Below are 15,856 nucleotides of genomic sequence, written 5' to 3' on the forward strand. Positions count from 1 at the left end.
CGCGTCCTCCGGCGCGCTTCAACAATCCGGCGCGCCGCCGTGCACCGAACCGCTCCTCGGCGTGCCGCCGGGCGGCCCCGGCGCGTCAGTCCGCGACGATGCGGACCGCTCCCGGCGCATACTCCCGCTGGCGCACCACTCGGTACCAGCCCTTCGGCAGCGGTATCGTCGCGTGCTCCTCGTGCACCACCCGTCCGCCCTCGGGGAGGTGGAGCAGCATCGGCCCGAACGCCCCCGCCTCGCGCATCAGTCGGCCCGGCCCCTGGATGGCGTGGGCGTGGCCGGTGACCTCGCCCAGCGCGAGGACCATGCGGCCCCGGGCGTCCCTCGGCTCGCCCGGCGCCTCCAGGAGATGCGCGGGCACCCCCGACTCCTCCAACGACATGATCAGTACATCGCCCTGCCGGTACACAGACGTCTCCCCTCGACGGCCGCACCCGCTGTGCCGGCCACGCAGAAAACGCTACGACGGGGGTCTGACAATCGACCGCGGCGCAGTCCTCACGGGCAGCCCCGCCACCCCTCCGCGGGCGGTCCCGGTCGTGCCGTTGTCAGTGCGGCTTGATAAACCTTGGGACATCAGTCGTCCCCCAGTACCAGGAGCCCAGGGTCATGTCCGGTGTGGACCATCTGCACGAGTTCTTCGGCCTTCCCGTCGTCCAGTTCCAGCACACGGCGGAGGAAGCGCCCGTGCAGGCCGCCGACGCGGCAGCCTGGCGCATCTCGATCGAGCCGTACGAGGACGACACCACCTGGGAAGAGGCGTTCCAGGCGTTCCTGCGGGCCGTCGACCCGGCCGGGGTGCGGGCTCTGATCATCGGCCAGTGGGGCGAGTCGTACGAGGAGACCTCGTCCTACCCGATCGATCTGGTCATCGCCGCCGCCGACCGGTTCACCTCGCTGCAGGCCGTCTTCGTCGGCGACCTGATCATGGAGGAGAGCGAGATCTCCTGGATCGAGCAGTCGGACGTCACCGCGCTGCTCAACACCTTCCCCGAGCTGGTCGAACTGGGGGTGCGCGGCGGCTCGGAGCTGGTCTTCCCGCCCTCGAAGCACGAGCGGCTGCGCGCGCTGACCATCGAGACCGGGGGGCTGCCGGTCGGCGTGGTCCGCGGCATCCTGGACAGCGAACTGCCCGCGCTGGAGCGGCTCGACCTCTGGCTCGGCGTCTCCGCGTACGGGGGCGACGCCGATGTGGCCGATCTCGCCCCGCTGCTCTCCGGCACCCGCTTCCCCCGGCTCACCCATCTCGGCCTGCGCAACAGCGAGTTGCAGAACGAGATCGCCTCGGCCGTCGCCAGTGCCCCGGTCGTCGCGCAGCTCCGGGTCCTCGACCTGTCCAACGGCACGCTGGGCGACGAGGGCGCGGCGGCGCTGCTGGAGGGTCAGCCGCTCACCCACCTCGAACGGCTCGATCTGCACCACCACTTCATGACCGCGGCGATGGAGAGCCGGGTCACCGGGGCGCTGGAACCGCACGGCGTGCAGGTCGACGTGTCGGAGCGCAACGAGCCCTGGGGCAACCGCGGCGTCGAAGGCCGCTACACGTCGGTCGCGGAGTGATGCGCGGTGTCGGACATCGAACACCCCGAGACGTTCCACGGCCTGCCCGTCCTCACCCTGCCCGGCCCTGACGAAACCCCCGCCGCCCCCCTGCCGGACGCCGGTTCGGTGGCATGGCGGCTGGAGAGCTCCTGGCAGGGGGACCTGACCTTCGGCGCGCTGTGGCGGCATTTCCTCGACACGGTCGACACGACGCGGGTGCGGGCCCTGCTGATCGGCCCCTGGTGGCAGGAGGAGTACGAGAGCTTCGCCCCCGTCGTCGAGTTGCTGACCGGCCACGCGGACCGGTTCCCGGCCCTGCGGGCGCTCTTCCTCGCCGATGTGGTCGGCGAGGAGTGCGAGGTGTCCTGGCTCGAGATGTGCGACATCACCCCGGTGGTCGAGGCGTTCGGGCAGCTGGAGGAGCTGACGGTGCGCGGCTGCGGCGAACCGGTCGGTGACAAGGACGTCCTCGCCCTGCGACCGGTGCGGCACCGGGCGCTCAAGTCGCTGCGGTTCGAGTCCGGCGGGCTGCCGGCCGAGATCGTGCGGGCGGTCGGGGCGTCGGAGCTGCCCGCGCTGGAGCGGCTCGAACTCTGGCTCGGCGTCACCGAGTACGGCGGCGACACGACGGTCTCGGACCTCGCCCCGCTGCTGTCCGGTGCGGCGTTCCCCGCCCTGCGCCACCTGGGGCTGCAGAACAGCGAGATCCAGGACGAGATCGCGGCGGCGGTGGCCTCGGCGCCGGTCGTCGCCCGGCTGGAGTCGCTCTCCCTCGCGATGGGCTCGCTGGGCGACGAGGGGGCCGAGGCGTTGCTCTCGGGCCAGCCCCTCACCCATCTGGCCTCGCTGGACCTGCACCACCACTACATCGGCGCCCCGCTGGTGGACCGCCTGAAGGACCTGCTGGGTCCCGAGCGGGTGAACGCCGAGATCGGCGACGTCGAGGACTGGGACCCGGAAGAGGACGACTACCGCTATGTCGCCGTCAGCGAATAGCACGGACGGCCCGGCGCCGCGCTTCGCCGTCGTGGGTGTGCCCGGCAACCGCCGGGTCACGCTCTTCCAGGACGCCGTGCGCGCCGCCGGGCTGCCGGCGGCGCGCGTGGTTCCCTGGCTGGAGGTCCTGCGCGGCGGAGCCGTCTTCCGTGCGGGCGAGACCGTGCGGATGGACTCGCCCGGCGAGGACGCCGAGGTGGAGCGGCTGCTCAGGGCCGTCGACGATCCGACCAGGGTCGAGGGGACCGCGCTCTGGTACGCCCGGTTCACCGGGGCCGTCCGAGCGGTGGCGCGGGCGGCGGAGGCCGCCGGGTCCGTGCTGCTCGACGATCCCGACGAGGCCGCGGTGCTGTTCGACAAGCGGCTCTGCCACGCCGTGCTGGACGGTGCCGGTGTGCCCGTCCCGGCGTCGCCCACGTCGGGTGCCGCAGCGCCCGTGGTGCGGGGCTGGGCGGACGTGCGCGAGCGGATGGCGGCCCTGGGCACGCCCCGGGTCTTCGTGAAGCTCGCGCACGGTTCGTCCGCGTCGGGGGTCCTGGCGGTGGAGACGGCCGGACCCGGCCGGATCAGGGCCACCACGTCGGTGGAGCGCGACGCGTCCGGCCGGCTGTTCAACTCGTTGCGGGTGCGCCGCTGCACGACGGAGCCGGAGATCGCCGCGATCGTCGACGCGCTGGCACCCGACGGGCTGCACATCGAGCGCTGGCTGCCCAAGGCGACCCGGCACGGCCGGGCGACGGATCTGCGGGTCGTGGTGGTGGCGGGCAGGGCCACCCACGCCGTCGTGCGCACCAGCAGCTCCCCCATGACCAATCTTCACCTCGGCGGGGAACGCGGAAGCCTCGACGAGGTCCGTGCGGCCGTCGCGGCCGCGGGCGGCAGCTGGGCCGACGCCCTGGCCGTGTGCGAACGGGCGGCGGCGTGTTTCCCGGACACGCTGTGCGTGGGCGTCGATCTGCTGCCCTCGACCGACTGGCGGCGCTTCGCCGTCGGGGAGGTCAACGCCTTCGGCGACCTGTTGCCGCGGCTGACCGGACTTCCCGGCAGCGGCGCCGAGGGACTGGACACCTACGCGGCACAGGTCGCCGCCGTACAGAACAGAGCAGGGAACCACCGTGCAACCTCCACCGCCTGACACCGCGCCCGCCCCCGCGGACGCCCGGAACCCGCACCTGGGCGAACCGGACATGAGCGAGATCGTGGGCAGCCACGATCTGCTGCTCGTCACCCTCGACACCCTGCGTCACGACGTGGCGGTGGAGCTCGCCGCCGCGGGGCGCATCCCGAACCTGGCGCGCCATCTGCCGGGCGGGGTCTGGGAGAAGCGCCATGCGCCGGGCAGTTTCACCTACGCCTCCCACCAGGCGATCTTCGCGGGCTTCCTGCCGACACCGGCCGGTCCCGGGCCGCATCCCCGGCTGTTCGCGGCGCGTTTCGCCGGCAGTGAGTCCACCGCGTCGGGCACCTTCGTCTTCGACCGGCCGGATCTGCCGTCCGCCCTCGTCGACATGGGCTACCGCACGGTGTGCATCGGCGGTGTCGGCTTCTTCAACCGGCAGCCGCCGCTCGGTTCCGTGCTGCCGGACATGTTCCAGGAGAGCCACTGGGAACCGGAGTTCGGTGTGGCGTCGCCCACCTCCTTCGAGGCGCAGGTGGCCCGCGCCGAGCAGGTCGTGGCCGGACTCCCGGCCGAGCAGCGGCTGTTCCTCTTCGTGAACGTGTCGGCCCTGCACCAGCCCAACTGGTTCCACCGGCCGGGGGCCACTCGCGAGGCGGGCGATTCCCGCGCCACCCACGCCGCCGCCCTGGAGTACGTCGACGCCCACATCGGCCGGCTCTTCGCCGCCGCGAGCAGCCGCCGTCGCTGCTTCGCCATCGTGTGCTCCGATCACGGCACGGCGTACGGGGACGACGGCTACACCGGTCACCGGCTCGGTCACGAGTCCGTCTGGACCGTTCCGTACGCGCACTTCTTCCTGGAACCGGGGGCCACCGCACCATGAGCCGCACCACGACCGCCGCGCCGGCCGTCCGGCCGTACCAGAGCTATGTCTACGCCTACCCGCACAAGACTGCCTACCGGCCGCTCGCCGACCGGCCGGAGCTGCGCGAGCTGTGGGCGGACGAACGCAGGGACGCGCTCTCGCTCTATCTCCACATACCCTTCTGCGAGGTCCGCTGCGGCTTCTGCAACCTCTTCACCAGGATCGGCGCACCCGACGAGCTGACGACCCGTTACCTCGATGCGCTGGACCGGCAGGCCTTGGCCGTCCGGGAGGCGCTGGGCGACGCCGGGCCGGTGCGTTTCGCCGCGGCCGCGTTCGGCGGGGGCACGCCCACGTTCCTCACGGCGGCGGAGCTGGACCGGCTCTGCGACACAGCGGAGAAGCGGATGGGCGCCGATCTGCGCTCCGTCCCGCTGTCGGTCGAGACCTCGCCGTCGACCGCGACCGCCGACCGCCTGGCCGTCCTGGCCGACCGGGGCGCGACCAGGATCAGCATCGGGGTGCAGAGCTTCGTCGAGGCCGAGGCGCGGGCCGCCGTGCGCCCGCAGCGCCGGGCCGACGTGGAGGCGGCGCTCGACCGGATCCGCGACGCCCGGATCCCGGTCCTCAACATCGACCTGATCTACGGCATCGACGGACAGACCGAGGACAGCTGGCGCACCTCGCTGGACGCGGCGCTCGGCTGGCGGCCGGAGGAGCTGTACCTCTACCCGCTGTACGTGCGTCCGCTGACCGGCCTGGGGCGGCTCGGCGCCGACGGCGGGGCGGCGGACGCGGCCTGGGACGAGCAGCGGCTGCGCCTGTACCGCGCGGGCCGGGACCACCTCCTCGCCCACGGGTACGAGCAGGTCTCGATGCGGATGTTCCGCCGCGCCGACGCCCCGCGCACGGACGGTCCGGACGACTACGCCTGCCAGACCGACGGGATGATCGGCCTGGGCTGCGGGGCCCGCTCGTACACCACGGGACTGCACTACTCCTTCGACTACGCGGTGGAGATGCGGGAGGTACGGGCGATCATCGACGGCTACACCGCCACCGAGGACTTCTCGCGCGCCGAGGTCGGCCGGTACGTCGACGGCGACGAGGCCCGCCGCCGTCACCTCCTGCAGTCGGTCCTCCAGGCCGAGGGGCTGCGGCTCGACGACTACCGGGGTCGGTTCGGCACCTCGCCCGCCGACGACTTCCCCGCCGAGCTGGCCCGTTTCGAGGCCCGCGGCTGGCTCGACGCGTCGGCCGGCGGGTCCGGGCTGCTGCGGCTCTCCCCCGAGGGCCTGGCCCACTCCGACGCCCTGGGGCCCGAGCTCTTCTCCCCCGGTGTACGGGCCGCGATGGCCGCGTACGAACTGAGGTGAGCGCGTCCATGGATCTGACCGTCCTCTACCGCGGCCCGCTCTCCTCGTGCGACTACGACTGCCCGTACTGCCCGTTCGCCAAGCGGCGCGACAGCCGGGAGCAGTTGCGTGCCGACCGCGCCGCGCTGGAGCGGTTCACCGCGTGGGCCGCGGCGCAGACCGGTGACCGGCTCTCGGTCCTGTTCACCCCGTGGGGCGAGGGACTGGTCCGCTCCTGGTACCGCCGTGCGCTGGTCGAGCTGGCACGGCTCCCGCACGTCCGCCGGGTCGCGATCCAGACCAATCTCAGCAGCCGTACGGGGTGGCTGGCCGAGGCCGGGGAGGCCGACCGCGAGAAGATCGCGCTCTGGTGCACGTACCACCCGGGGCAGACGCCGTACGAGAGGTTCCTCGGCAAGTGCCGGGAGCTGAGCGCGCTGGGCGTTCGCCACAGCGTCGGTGTCGTCGGGCTCGACGAGCATCTGGCGGAGGCGCGGCGACTGCGTGCCGCGCTGCCGGAGGAGGTCTATCTGTGGGTGAACGCCGCGGAGGGCCACACCTACACGGACGAGGAGGCGGACCGCTGGACGGCCGTCGACCCGCTCTTCCCGTACAGCCGGTATCCGCACCGGTCGGCGGGGCTGCCCTGCCGGACCGGTGAGTCGGTCGTCTCGGTGGACGGCGACGGCACCGTGCGGCGCTGCCATTTCGTCCCGGCGGAGCTCGGCAACCTCTACGACGGGAGCTACCGGCGGGCGCTCGGGCCGCGGGCCTGCCCGCTGGCGGTCTGCGACTGCCACATCGGTTACGTGCATCTGGAGACGCTGCCGCTGTACGACGTCTTCGCGGGCGGTGTGCTGGAGCGGATACCGGCGTCGCTGCCGCCGTCCCTCCTCGAACGGGCCTGAGAGCCCGGTCCGTCCGGCGTACGGCCACCGTCGGGCGCCGTTCGCGGGGAGGGGCCTTCCGTCGCCCCTTCCCGCGAACGGCGCCGGACAGAACACCGAACGTCGCCCGACAGAGCGCCTAGAGCGGCAGCAGGTCCGGCCGCTTCGCTTCGACGTGGTCGCCGGAGGACTCGCCGCGCAGCCGTCGGCCGATCCATGGCACCAGGTACTCGCGCGCCCAGTGGATGTCGTCGCGCCGCACTTCGAGCGTGCCGCGCTGGGCCTGCGGCGGCCATTCCTGGTCGGGGTCGGCCGGCACCTCCATGCCGAGGACCTGGGCGGCGCGCAGCGCGACCCTGGTGTGCCCCTCCGGCGAGAGGTGGAGCCGGTCGTCGTCCCAGGCGCGCCGGTCCTGGACGGACCGCAGCGACCACAGGTCGAGGACCGGGCACGCGTAGCGGTCGGCGATGGCCCGCACATGGGCGTTGTACGTGGCGATCTTGCCGCGCAGATGGCGCAGCACGGGAACGCCACGGGTGTCGAAGCCGGTGGTGATCATGACCGTCCCGACCGATCCGGTCAGCTCGGCGACTGCGCGTTCGAAGCGCTCGGCCACGTCGTCGGGGTCGGTGCCGGGGCGGATGATGTCGTTGCCGCCCGCGCAGAAGCTCACCAGGTCGGGGGCGAGTTCCTTGGCGCGCGGCACCTGCTCCTCGACGATCTGGTCGAGGAGGCGTCCGCGTACGGCGAGGTTGGCGTATCGGAAGTCCCCGTGCGCGGAGCCTTCGGTGTCCGCCTCCGCTCCGGTGTCCGGGAGCTGGTCCGCGAGGAGTACCGCGAACCGGTCCGCCCAGCCGACGAAGGTCCCGTCCGGACCCGGGTCGCCGACGCCCTCGGTGAAGCTGTCGCCGATCGCCGCGTACGACCCGATGACACCATGTCGGTTGGTGACGCCACGTTGATTTTTTCTCGAATCGTCTGCCACAAACGCTTATCCTGCACCGCTGAATGTGACCTACGCGACCGTAATGAGGGGTTGACGGGAGGTGAGATAGACCACCCGGTCAGTTTTGAAGAAGGGGGAATACGCGGAAGGGGCGGTGCGCCGCCGCGCACCGCCCCTTGCCGTTTCGCTCGGGTCGGATTCCGCCGTCCGGTTGCCCGGCCGTACGGGTCAGACGTAGATGCCGTGCGAGGCCAGGTAGGCGATCGGGTCGATGTCCGAGCCGTACCCCGGGCCCGTGCGGACCTCGAAGTGCAGGTGCGGGCCGGTGACGTTGCCGGTGGCTCCGGAGAGGCCGACCTGCTGGCCGGTGCCCACGGTCTGGCCCGCCGAGACGGAGATCGAGGACAGATGGCCGTACTGCGAGTAGCGGCCGTCGGCGTGCTTGACGACGACCTGGTTGCCGTACGCGCCGCCCCAGCCTGCGGTGACGACGGTGCCGGAGGTGATGGACTTCACGCTGGTGCCGGTGGAGACGGGGAAGTCGATCCCGGTGTGGCTGCCGCTGGACCAGTTGGCGCCGGAGGCCCGGTAGGCGGTGGTGTGGTTGCCGGGGACCGGGTGGGCGTAACCGGAACCGGTGCTCTGGGCGGCCGGGGCGGAGGTCGCGGCCTTGGCCTCGGTGGCGGCGGGCGCGGACTTGGCCGGGGCCGACTTCTTCACGGCCGACGGCACCGAGGGGGCCTTCGACGGGAGGGACGAGCCGGTGCCCGCGCCGGTGGCCGCGGCGCCGCCGGACGCCTTGCCGGCGAGGACCAGCTTCATGCCCGGGAAGATCAGGCCGGGGTTCGCGCCGACGACCTCGCGGTTGTCCTGGTACAGCTTCTGCCAGCCGCCCTGGACCTGGTGCTCGGTGGCGATCTTCGACAGGTAGTCGCCGGGGACGACGGAGTACGTCGTGGTGGCGGGGGCCTGCTTCTGCGCGACCGGCTGGGCGTGCGTGGCGGTGACGGGGGCCTTCTGCGGGATGACGGCCGGGGCGGCCTGCTCCGCGGCGTGGGCGCCGGTGGCACCGAGCAGCGGGAGTGCGATGACGGCGCCGCCGGCGCTCGCCGCGACGACGCCGCGGGCGATGGGGCCGGCCTTGGGACGACGGTGCTTACCCGATATGGGCATGAAGTATTTCCTCTCCGGCGCCTGCGAGGTGAGCTGTCGGGTTCGGGCTGGAGATGCCCGGCCGCGCGAGCGCGACTTCACCCCTAGCCGGCCGGATTTCCCGGTCGGCGGATTACCTGGTTCCCCCGCTCCTGCCACGCGATCATTGGGTGCGAATTCCGGGCGGCGGCAGGATTGGGCGGTCCGTCCGGATTGATTGACGGTGACCGTAGGCGAGCCGGGACGGTGAGAACAAGCCGTGGGTTCCATGCCGGATTCCGCGCCGGGAAATCGGTGCGGAATTCCGGTCACACTCCGTGGATTAAGGATCTTGCCTTTCCGCGCCGCGCACGGAATACCCGACCGTCGCTTCGCCACACACCGTCACGGATATGATCCCGCTCACGAGCGGACAACCATCTCCCGCACATTCGGGGCAAGTTACCCCAAAATGCGCATTATGGACATGGTTCGCGCGTCATCCCTTCCGGAGCCTCGGCACGCGCGCGTCGAGGCCCCCGGAGCCCGGTGTGCGGCCGGTGGTGCAGCAGTACCGAGCCGTGCTGCACCACCGGCCGGATCTCCTTGTACAGATCCCCCGGCCCCGCCCCTCGGCGAGCTCCTCCTCGCTCCACTCCGCGAGGTCCCCGCCGGTGCCGAGCACCCCGGCCATCGCGCTCACGAAGCGGAGGCGCAGGGAGCTGACCCTGTCGTTGAACTGGACGTTCGGGCTGTCGGTGACCCGGGCGGCCATCACCCCGGCCGGGCGGATCCGGCCGAAGCCCTCCTGGATGGCGAGCCGGTCCAGCGGGTCGGGGTTGTCGGAGGTCCGCACCTGGTCCGTGCGGGACGGGATGCCCAGGCCGATCCGTCCGCCACCGCCCGAGCAGGACTCGAACTCGACGGAGGGGTGCGCGGCCCCGAGCCGGTCGATCAGCTCGTACAGGGCGGCCACCTGCTCGGTCCAGATCTTCTGCGGGTACTCCTCGCCCGACCGTCCCACATCGGTGAAACAGCGGTTGAAATCCCATTTCACATAGTCGATGGGGCACTGGAGAGCAGGGCGTCCAACTGTTCCCGGAGATATTCCCGCACATCGGAACGGGCCAGGTTCAGCACCAGCTGATTGCAGTACTCGGTCCGCTTCCTGCCCGGGAAGTGCTGCACCCGGTCGGGATGTGCGCGATAGAGATCACTTTCCGGTCCGACCATTTCCGGTTCGACCCGGATGCCGGACCGCATGCCGAGTGCACACCTCGTCCGCGAGCGGCCTCGGACCGTCGGGAAAGCGGTCCGGATTCGGTGTCCAGTCGCCGAGCCCGGCCCGGTCGCTGGTGCGCCGGCCGGAGGCTCTCCGCGTCCGGGATCACCCGGGCCGGCTGCCAGGCGCGGCTCGCCCCGCCGAACCCCCGCCCGCTCCGCAGACCGGCGAACACGGGCGTGTACGACTCCCCGGGGCGAGCCGCAACAGTCCGGAGTCGTCGTGGCCGGCGCCGCCGGTGATCTGCACGAGCCCGTCGAGCCAGGACGCGAAGGCCCGGGCGGACTGGCCTCGGAGGCAAGGGAGTTCACGGGGGTATCGACAGGCAATGGCCAAGATGATTGCCTGAGGAATCGATGTCGTATCGTCGCGGGAGTTGCCTTGCCGGTGACTCGCGCCGGCACCAGACACTCCAGGAGTCGCCGTGACCCAGCAGCTGCCGCAGATCCCGTCGACGGAACCCGAACTGGCGGGCGTCCGCAATTTCCGCGACGTGGGCGGCCTGCCCGCCGCGGACGGCCGGCGGGTGCGGCACGGGCGGCTCTTCCGCAGCGGCCACCTCGCGCACGCCACCGCCGAGGACGCCGCCTTCCTCGGCGGCCTCGGCCTGCACACGGTCTTCGACTTCCGCAACGAGACCGACCGGCGGCTCGACGGCCTGGACGTGGAGCTGCCCGGTGTGCGCAGCGTGAACATACCCCTCTCCGACCCGGCCGACGGGGCGGAATTCTGGCACGTGGTCCGGGACGGGGACGTCACGCAGCTGCACGCGATACTCGGTGACGGCAAGGGGGTGAACCGGATGATCGCCTCGTACCGGTCGATCATCCTGGACCGGACCGCCGAGCACAGCCGGGTCCTGCACGCACTGGCCGAGGACAGCGTTCCCGCGCTGATGCACTGCGCGGCGGGGAAGGACCGGGCGGGCCTGGCGATCGCGGTGTCACTGCTGGCCGTCGGCGTCGGACGCGAGGACATCGAGGCCGACTACCTGAAGTCCAACGACGCCCACCGCCGCTACAGGGTGCGCCGCAGCGACATGTCGGCGAAGGGCATGTCGGACGAGGTGATGGAGTTGCTCAATCCGCTCTTCGGGGCCCGTGCCGAGTACCTGACCGCGGCCTTCGCCACCATCGACGAGACCTGGGGCGGCACGGACCGCTACTTCTCCGAAGGGCTGAAGCTCTCCCCCGAGACCCGCGAGCGGCTGCGCGACCGGCTCCTCGACGAGTCCTGAACAAGGGGGAAGCGCGGGCGGGAACACAGGGCGCGACCGGGATCGGGGCGTGAGCGGGAGCGGTGCCCGGCCGGCCACGGCGCACCGCCGGGCCGGGATGTGCGACCGGCCCGCCCCGAGGCGTGTTCAGCCCTTGCCCGCCACCGCGAACAGCAGATACAGGAAGGCCGCGAAGATGTGTCCGGCGATGAGGTAGGCGAACAGCCGGATCACCACACCGCGGGGAAACTTCCGCTCCTGGGCCTCGTACTTCTTCGTGGACCCGAGCGGGTCGAAGTTCTCCGAATCGGACATGACGGTCCTCTCTGGTGACCGGCCGGGCCGGTCTCAGCGATGGTGGATGCCGCTGCCGAGGCACAGCTCGGCAGCGGGGCTCTGCAGCAGGGTGTGGACGAAGAGCAGCTCCGCGCCGTCGCGGTCGAGGGCCGCGAGCCGGTGCGGGGTGAGCGAGTCGTAGTGCGCGCTGTCGCCGGGGGCGAGGTCGTGCACGGTGTCCCCGAGCGCGACGCGCAGATGCCCGGCGAGCACATACACCCATTCCTCCCCCGGGTGGACCCGCACCAGGTCGCCCTGCGCACCGTGCGGGACCCGGACGCGGAGGGCCTGCATCGCCCGGCCCGAACCGCCGGCCTGCTGGTACGACCAGCCGTCGGCCTCGGCCCCCTCGAACTTTCCGCCGCGGATGATCGCGTCACGTTCGGGGGGTGTCTCGCCGAGCAGCTCGGAAACCGTCGTACCGTAGATCCTGGCAAGACCGAGGAGCATCGGCAGCGAGGGCTGGCGACGACCCGTTTCGAGCCGGGAGAGATGGGCGGGAGACAGTCCCGCCCGCTGGGCGGCGGCCTCCAGGGTGAGACCACGGCTGCGGCGCAGATCGCGCAGCCGAGGTGCGACTCCGGGCAGTTCTCCGACTGCCCCTTCGTCCGGAGGATTCATGTTCCCATTGGGCCAGGATCCTGCCCCAGAGGCAAATTTCTTACCTCTGGGGCAAAACCGTCTTTGACCTGGGTCAGCGGTGGGCCACGGCCTGCTTCACCAGGGTCCGGCCGAAGTCCCACATCAGTCCGCCGCCGCTGTGGGCGTCGTCCATGACCGCGGTGAACGCCGTGACGAACCGGTCCACCTCCGGCTCCCCGATCACCAGCGGCGGGATCAGCTTGATCACTTCCATGTGGTCGCCCGAGACCTGGGTGAGAATGCGGTGCTTCTGGAGCAGCGGCACCACCACCATCTGCGCGAACAGTCCCTTGCGGGCCGCCTGCAGCATGGTCCAGCGGCTGCGCAGCTTCAGTGACGACGGCCGGCCGAACTCGATCCCGATCATCAGCCCGCGCCCGCGCACCTCGTGCAGCAGCTCGTATCGGCCGACCAGCGCGTTCAGCCGTTCCCGCAGCAGATCGCCGACGCGGCGCGCGCGGGCGACGATCTTCTCGTCCTCCATCACCGAGAGGACGGCGAGTCCGGCCGCCATCGCCTGGGCGTTGGAGCCGAAGCTCGCGGAATGGACCAGGACCCGGTCCATCGACGAGTAGACGCGCCGGAAGATCCAGTCCTTGCTGAGGGTCGCCCCGACCGGGACGTAGCCTCCGGACAGGGCCTTGGCGACACAGACCAGGTCGGGTTCCACGCCCTCCTCGTGCTGGTGGGCGTAGAAGTCACCGGTCCTGCCGAGGCCGGTCTGCACCTCGTCCGCGACGAGCAGGGCCTTGTGCCTGTGCAGCAGCTCCTGGGCCTCCCGCAGGAAGCCGGGGGGCGCGGCGTGGACCCCCTTGCCCTGGATCGGTTCGACGACCAGCGCCGCCACGTCGCCGCGCTTCAGCTCGCGCCGCAGCGCGTCGAGGTCGCCGAGTCCGATCGCGGTGTCCGGCAGCAGGGGTGCGAAGCCGTCCCGGAAGCCGTCCTCGCCGTTGACGGAGAGGGCGCCGGTGGTCAGCCCGTGGAAGGCGTGGGCGCAGTAGAGGATCCTGGGCCTGCCGGTGGCACAGCGGGCGAATTTCAGGGCCGTCTCGACCGCTTCCGTGCCGCTGTTGCCGAAGAACACCCGGTCCAGGTGCGGGCTGTACGCGAGCAGTTTCTCGGCCAGCAGGCCGGGCAGCGGCTGGCAGTCGAAGCGGGTGAGGTCGGCGAGCGAGGCGTCCAGCACGTCGTGCAGGGCCTTGCGCACGACGGGGTGGTGCCGGCCGAGCCCCATCACGCCGAACCCGGCGAGCATGTCGAGGTAGTCGTTGCCGTCCGCGTCCCAGAAGTGCGCGCCCTCGGCCCGTTCGTAGACCTTGTCGAAGCCGATGGTGCGGAGCATCCGGGGCAGCTGGTGGTTGAGGTGCTTCGTGTGCAGTTCGTAGCGTTCGGCGCCGCGCTCCGCGAGGAGCCGTGCCAGGTCGAAGCCCTTGGGGTCGTCGTCCGTCATTCCCCGCTCTCCTCGGTCCTCGTCGCCGCCTCCTTGGCGGCCAGTGCGGCGCTGATCCGTCCGGCGATCTCCACCGGCGTGAGCCCGATGTCGGCCAGTACCTCGGCCCGCTTGCCGTGGGCGAGGAACTGCTCGGGGATGCCGAACGTCCGCAGCGGTACGTCGACCCCGGCGTCCCGCAGGGCCTGCCCGACCGCGGAACCGACGCCTCCTGCCCGGCTGTTGTCCTCGACGACGGCGACCAGCCGGTGCCGTGCGGCGAGCGGGGGCAGTTCCCCGTCGACCGGTTTGACCCAGCGCGGGTCGACGACGGTGCAGCGCAGTCCGGCCCCGGCCAGCAGGTCCGCCGCCTTCAGACAGACCGGGGCGAGCGCGCCGACGGCCACGAGCAGCACGTCGGGGTCGTCCGCCCGGTGCAGCACGTCCATGGAGCCGATCCGGCCGACCGCGGGTACCGGCTCCCCCACCGGCTCCTTGGGGAACCGGACCACGGTGGGGGCGTCGTCGACGGCGACGGCCTCACGGAGCTGGGCCCGGAGCTCACCGGCGTCGCGCGGGGCGGCGATCCGCAGGCCGGGCACGACCTGGAGCACGGACATGTCCCACATCCCGTTGTGCGAGGGCCCGTCGGGCCCGGTGACCCCGGCCCGGTCGAGGACGAAGGTCACCCCGCACCCGTGCAGCGCGACGTCCATCAGCACCTGGTCGAAGGCCCGGTTGAGGAAGGTGGCGTAGACGGCGACGACCGGGTGGAGTCCGGCGGTGGCGAGCCCCGCCGCGGAGACGACGGCGTGCTGTTCGGCGATGCCGACGTCCCAGACCCGGTCGGGGAACTCCTCGGCGAACCGGGTGAGCCCGACGGGGTCCAGCATCGCCGCGGTGACGGCCACGACGTCCGGCCGCTCGGCGCCGATCAGGGCGATCTCGTCGCCGAACACCGAGGTCCAGGACGGCCCGCCGGGCGGGGCGATCGGTGCGCAGGTCAGCGGATCCATCACGCCGACGGTGTGGAAGCGGTCGGCCTCGTCCCGGAGCGCGGGCGGATAGCCGCGGCCCTTCTCGGTGATGCAGTGCACCAGCACCGGGCCGTGGAAGCGTTTCGCCCGGTGCAGGGCGGATTCGACGGCCGCTATGTCGTGCCCGTCGACCGGCCCGACGTACTTGAGCCCGAGGTCCTCGAACATGCCCTGCGGGGCGAAGGCGTCCTTGAACCCCTTCTTCGCGCCGTGCAGCGATTCGTACAGCGGCGGTCCGACGACCGGGGTCTGCCGCAGCACGCTCTTGCCCCAGGAGAGGAAGCGTTCGTAGCCGTCGGTGGTGCGCAGGGTCGCGAGATGGTCGGCGAGGCCGCCGATGGTGGGGGCGTACGAGCGCTCGTTGTCGTTGACCACGATGATCAGCGGCCGGTCCCGCGCGGCCGCGATGTTGTTGAGCGCCTCCCAGGCCATGCCGCCGGTGAGGGCTCCGTCACCGATGACGGCCACGACGTGGTCGTCGCGTCCCAGTACCTGGTCGGCCTTGGCGAGGCCGTCGGCCCAGCCGAGGACGGTCGAGGCGTGGGAGTTCTCGACGACGTCGTGCGCGGACTCCTCGCGGGAGGGGTATCCGGACAGTCCGCCCTTGCCGCGCAGCTTGGAGAAGTCCTGCCGTCCGGTGAGCAGTTTGTGCACATAGCTCTGGTGCCCGGTGTCCCAGAGGATGCGGTCGACGGGCGAGTCGAAGGCCCGGTGCAGGGCGATGGACAGCTCCACCACGCCGAGGTTGGGTCCCAGATGACCGCCGGTCCTCGCCACCGCCTGGACGAGGAACTTCCTGATGTCGTCGGCGAGTTCGTCGAGTCGTGCTGCGTCCAGCGCCTTGAGGTCGTGCGGCCCCCGGATGCTTTCCAGAATCGTCATGCTCGGGCCCCCTCTCCTGATTCCGTTTCAGCTCACGGTGACGGTGGGAGCCCCCGTCGGCGTCCCGGTGCCGTCCATGCCCTCGGCGATCCTCAGGGCCTCTTCGATCAAGGTCTCGACGATCTTCGACTCGGGCACGGTCTTGATGACCTCGCCCTTCACGAAGATCTGCCCCTTGCCGTTGCCC

14 protein-coding genes, 2 pseudogenes and 1 riboswitch are annotated in these 15,856 nt (G+C 71.6%); of the genes and pseudogenes, 7 read left to right on the forward strand and 9 right to left on the reverse strand.

The window, feature by feature from the left end; genetic code table 11:
• Positions 1-85: 85 nt before the first annotated feature.
• Complete coding sequence (locus tag ACWCXX_RS20875) at positions 86-412, reverse strand: hypothetical protein (RefSeq protein WP_451129271.1); 327 nt, start codon at positions 410-412, stop codon at positions 86-88.
• Between the two features lie 200 nt (positions 413-612).
• Between ACWCXX_RS20875 and ACWCXX_RS20880 the strand changes: the two genes are divergently transcribed.
• From ACWCXX_RS20880 to ACWCXX_RS20905, 6 genes are read left to right on the forward strand one after another with little or no spacing between them, the layout of a single operon-like run.
• The gene (locus ACWCXX_RS20880) at positions 613-1,563 is read left to right on the forward strand and encodes an STM4015 family protein (RefSeq protein ID WP_451129272.1); all 951 of its coding nucleotides are present in this window, start codon (positions 613-615) and stop codon (positions 1,561-1,563) included.
• Positions 1,564-1,569: 6 nt separating this feature from the next.
• The gene (locus tag ACWCXX_RS20885; protein ID WP_451129274.1) at positions 1,570-2,541 is read left to right on the forward strand and encodes an STM4015 family protein; all 972 of its coding nucleotides are present in this window, start codon (positions 1,570-1,572) and stop codon (positions 2,539-2,541) included.
• Positions 2,522-3,676, forward strand: coding sequence for an STM4014 family protein (locus ACWCXX_RS20890; protein WP_451129275.1), 1,155 nt, complete (start codon positions 2,522-2,524; stop codon positions 3,674-3,676). Before ACWCXX_RS20885 ends, ACWCXX_RS20890 begins: the two co-directional genes overlap by 20 nt.
• 52 nt (positions 3,677-3,728) lie before the next feature.
• The gene (locus ACWCXX_RS20895; RefSeq protein WP_451129311.1) at positions 3,729-4,544 is read left to right on the forward strand and encodes an STM4013/SEN3800 family hydrolase; all 816 of its coding nucleotides are present in this window, start codon (positions 3,729-3,731) and stop codon (positions 4,542-4,544) included.
• Positions 4,541-5,902 carry an STM4012 family radical SAM protein gene (locus ACWCXX_RS20900; RefSeq protein WP_451129277.1) on the forward strand — a complete coding sequence of 454 codons (1,362 nt, stop codon included), beginning with the start codon at positions 4,541-4,543 and terminating at the stop codon, positions 5,900-5,902. The genes ACWCXX_RS20895 and ACWCXX_RS20900 overlap by 4 nt, the downstream gene beginning before the upstream one ends.
• Before the next feature lie 8 nt (positions 5,903-5,910).
• Positions 5,911-6,789 carry an STM4011 family radical SAM protein gene (locus ACWCXX_RS20905; protein WP_451129279.1) on the forward strand — a complete coding sequence of 293 codons (879 nt, stop codon included), beginning with the start codon at positions 5,911-5,913 and terminating at the stop codon, positions 6,787-6,789.
• A 118-nt stretch (positions 6,790-6,907) separates the two neighbouring features.
• Here the strand turns inward: ACWCXX_RS20905 and ACWCXX_RS20910 are convergent, their stop codons facing one another.
• From ACWCXX_RS20910 to ACWCXX_RS20920, 3 genes and pseudogenes are all read right to left on the reverse strand, one after another.
• Positions 6,908-7,753: an SGNH/GDSL hydrolase family protein gene (locus tag ACWCXX_RS20910; protein ID WP_451129281.1), complete on the reverse strand. Its 846-nt coding sequence runs from the start codon at positions 7,751-7,753 to the stop codon at positions 6,908-6,910.
• Between the two features lie 189 nt (positions 7,754-7,942).
• A complete protein-coding gene (locus ACWCXX_RS20915) occupies positions 7,943-8,887 on the reverse strand; it encodes a M23 family metallopeptidase (protein WP_451129282.1) in 945 nt (314 codons plus the stop codon).
• Between the two features lie 3 nt (positions 8,888-8,890).
• Positions 8,891-9,049, reverse strand: a riboswitch (cyclic di-AMP (ydaO/yuaA leader).
• 338 nt (positions 9,050-9,387) lie between these two features.
• A pseudogene (locus ACWCXX_RS20920) lies at positions 9,388-10,403 on the reverse strand (alpha-galactosidase); the annotation flags it as partial.
• Between the two features lie 148 nt (positions 10,404-10,551).
• Between ACWCXX_RS20920 and ACWCXX_RS20925 the strand changes: the two are divergent.
• Positions 10,552-11,364: a tyrosine-protein phosphatase gene (locus tag ACWCXX_RS20925; protein ID WP_451129284.1), complete on the forward strand. Its 813-nt coding sequence runs from the start codon at positions 10,552-10,554 to the stop codon at positions 11,362-11,364.
• A gap of 126 nt (positions 11,365-11,490) precedes the next feature.
• Here ACWCXX_RS20925 and ACWCXX_RS20930 read toward each other — a convergent pair whose 3' ends face one another.
• From ACWCXX_RS20930 to ACWCXX_RS20950, 5 genes and pseudogenes are all read right to left on the reverse strand, one after another.
• A complete protein-coding gene (locus tag ACWCXX_RS20930) occupies positions 11,491-11,658 on the reverse strand; it encodes a DUF6126 family protein (RefSeq protein ID WP_177328335.1) in 168 nt (55 codons plus the stop codon).
• Between the two features lie 33 nt (positions 11,659-11,691).
• Entirely contained in the window at positions 11,692-12,300 is a 609-nt protein-coding gene (locus ACWCXX_RS20935) for a helix-turn-helix domain-containing protein (protein ID WP_451129287.1), read from the reverse strand.
• A 73-nt stretch (positions 12,301-12,373) separates the two neighbouring features.
• Positions 12,374-13,771 carry an aspartate aminotransferase family protein gene (locus tag ACWCXX_RS20940; protein ID WP_451129289.1) on the reverse strand — a complete coding sequence of 466 codons (1,398 nt, stop codon included), beginning with the start codon at positions 13,769-13,771 and terminating at the stop codon, positions 12,374-12,376.
• Positions 13,768-15,669 (reverse strand): 1-deoxy-D-xylulose-5-phosphate synthase, encoded by a 1,902-nt coding sequence (gene dxs, locus ACWCXX_RS20945; protein ID WP_451129291.1) that lies wholly within the window; start codon positions 15,667-15,669, stop codon positions 13,768-13,770. Before dxs ends, ACWCXX_RS20940 begins: the two co-directional genes overlap by 4 nt.
• Positions 15,670-15,696: 27 nt before the next feature.
• Positions 15,697-15,856: pseudogene (locus tag ACWCXX_RS20950) on the reverse strand (flavodoxin-dependent (E)-4-hydroxy-3-methylbut-2-enyl-diphosphate synthase); the annotation flags it as partial.

Source organism: Streptomyces sp. NPDC001732, from assembly GCF_053596315.1.

Excerpts from the sequence above, each read along its gene's own strand:
- ACWCXX_RS20940 (WP_451129289.1), bottom strand. The coding sequence starts at position 13,771 with ATGACGGACGACGACCCCAAGGGCTTCGACCTGGCACGGCTCCTCGCG.
- ACWCXX_RS20895 (WP_451129311.1), top strand. The coding sequence starts at position 3,729 with ATGAGCGAGATCGTGGGCAGCCACGATCTGCTGCTCGTCACCCTCGAC.
- ACWCXX_RS20930 (WP_177328335.1), bottom strand. The coding sequence starts at position 11,658 with ATGTCCGATTCGGAGAACTTCGACCCGCTCGGGTCCACGAAGAAGTAC.
- ACWCXX_RS20915 (WP_451129282.1), bottom strand. The coding sequence starts at position 8,887 with ATGCCCATATCGGGTAAGCACCGTCGTCCCAAGGCCGGCCCCATCGCC.
- ACWCXX_RS20935 (WP_451129287.1), bottom strand. The coding sequence starts at position 12,300 with ATGAATCCTCCGGACGAAGGGGCAGTCGGAGAACTGCCCGGAGTCGCA.
- ACWCXX_RS20880 (WP_451129272.1), top strand. The coding sequence starts at position 613 with ATGTCCGGTGTGGACCATCTGCACGAGTTCTTCGGCCTTCCCGTCGTC.
- ACWCXX_RS20900 (WP_451129277.1), top strand. The coding sequence starts at position 4,541 with ATGAGCCGCACCACGACCGCCGCGCCGGCCGTCCGGCCGTACCAGAGC.
- ACWCXX_RS20890 (WP_451129275.1), top strand. The coding sequence starts at position 2,522 with ATGTCGCCGTCAGCGAATAGCACGGACGGCCCGGCGCCGCGCTTCGCC.
- ACWCXX_RS20905 (WP_451129279.1), top strand. The coding sequence starts at position 5,911 with ATGGATCTGACCGTCCTCTACCGCGGCCCGCTCTCCTCGTGCGACTAC.
- dxs (WP_451129291.1), bottom strand. The coding sequence starts at position 15,669 with ATGACGATTCTGGAAAGCATCCGGGGGCCGCACGACCTCAAGGCGCTG.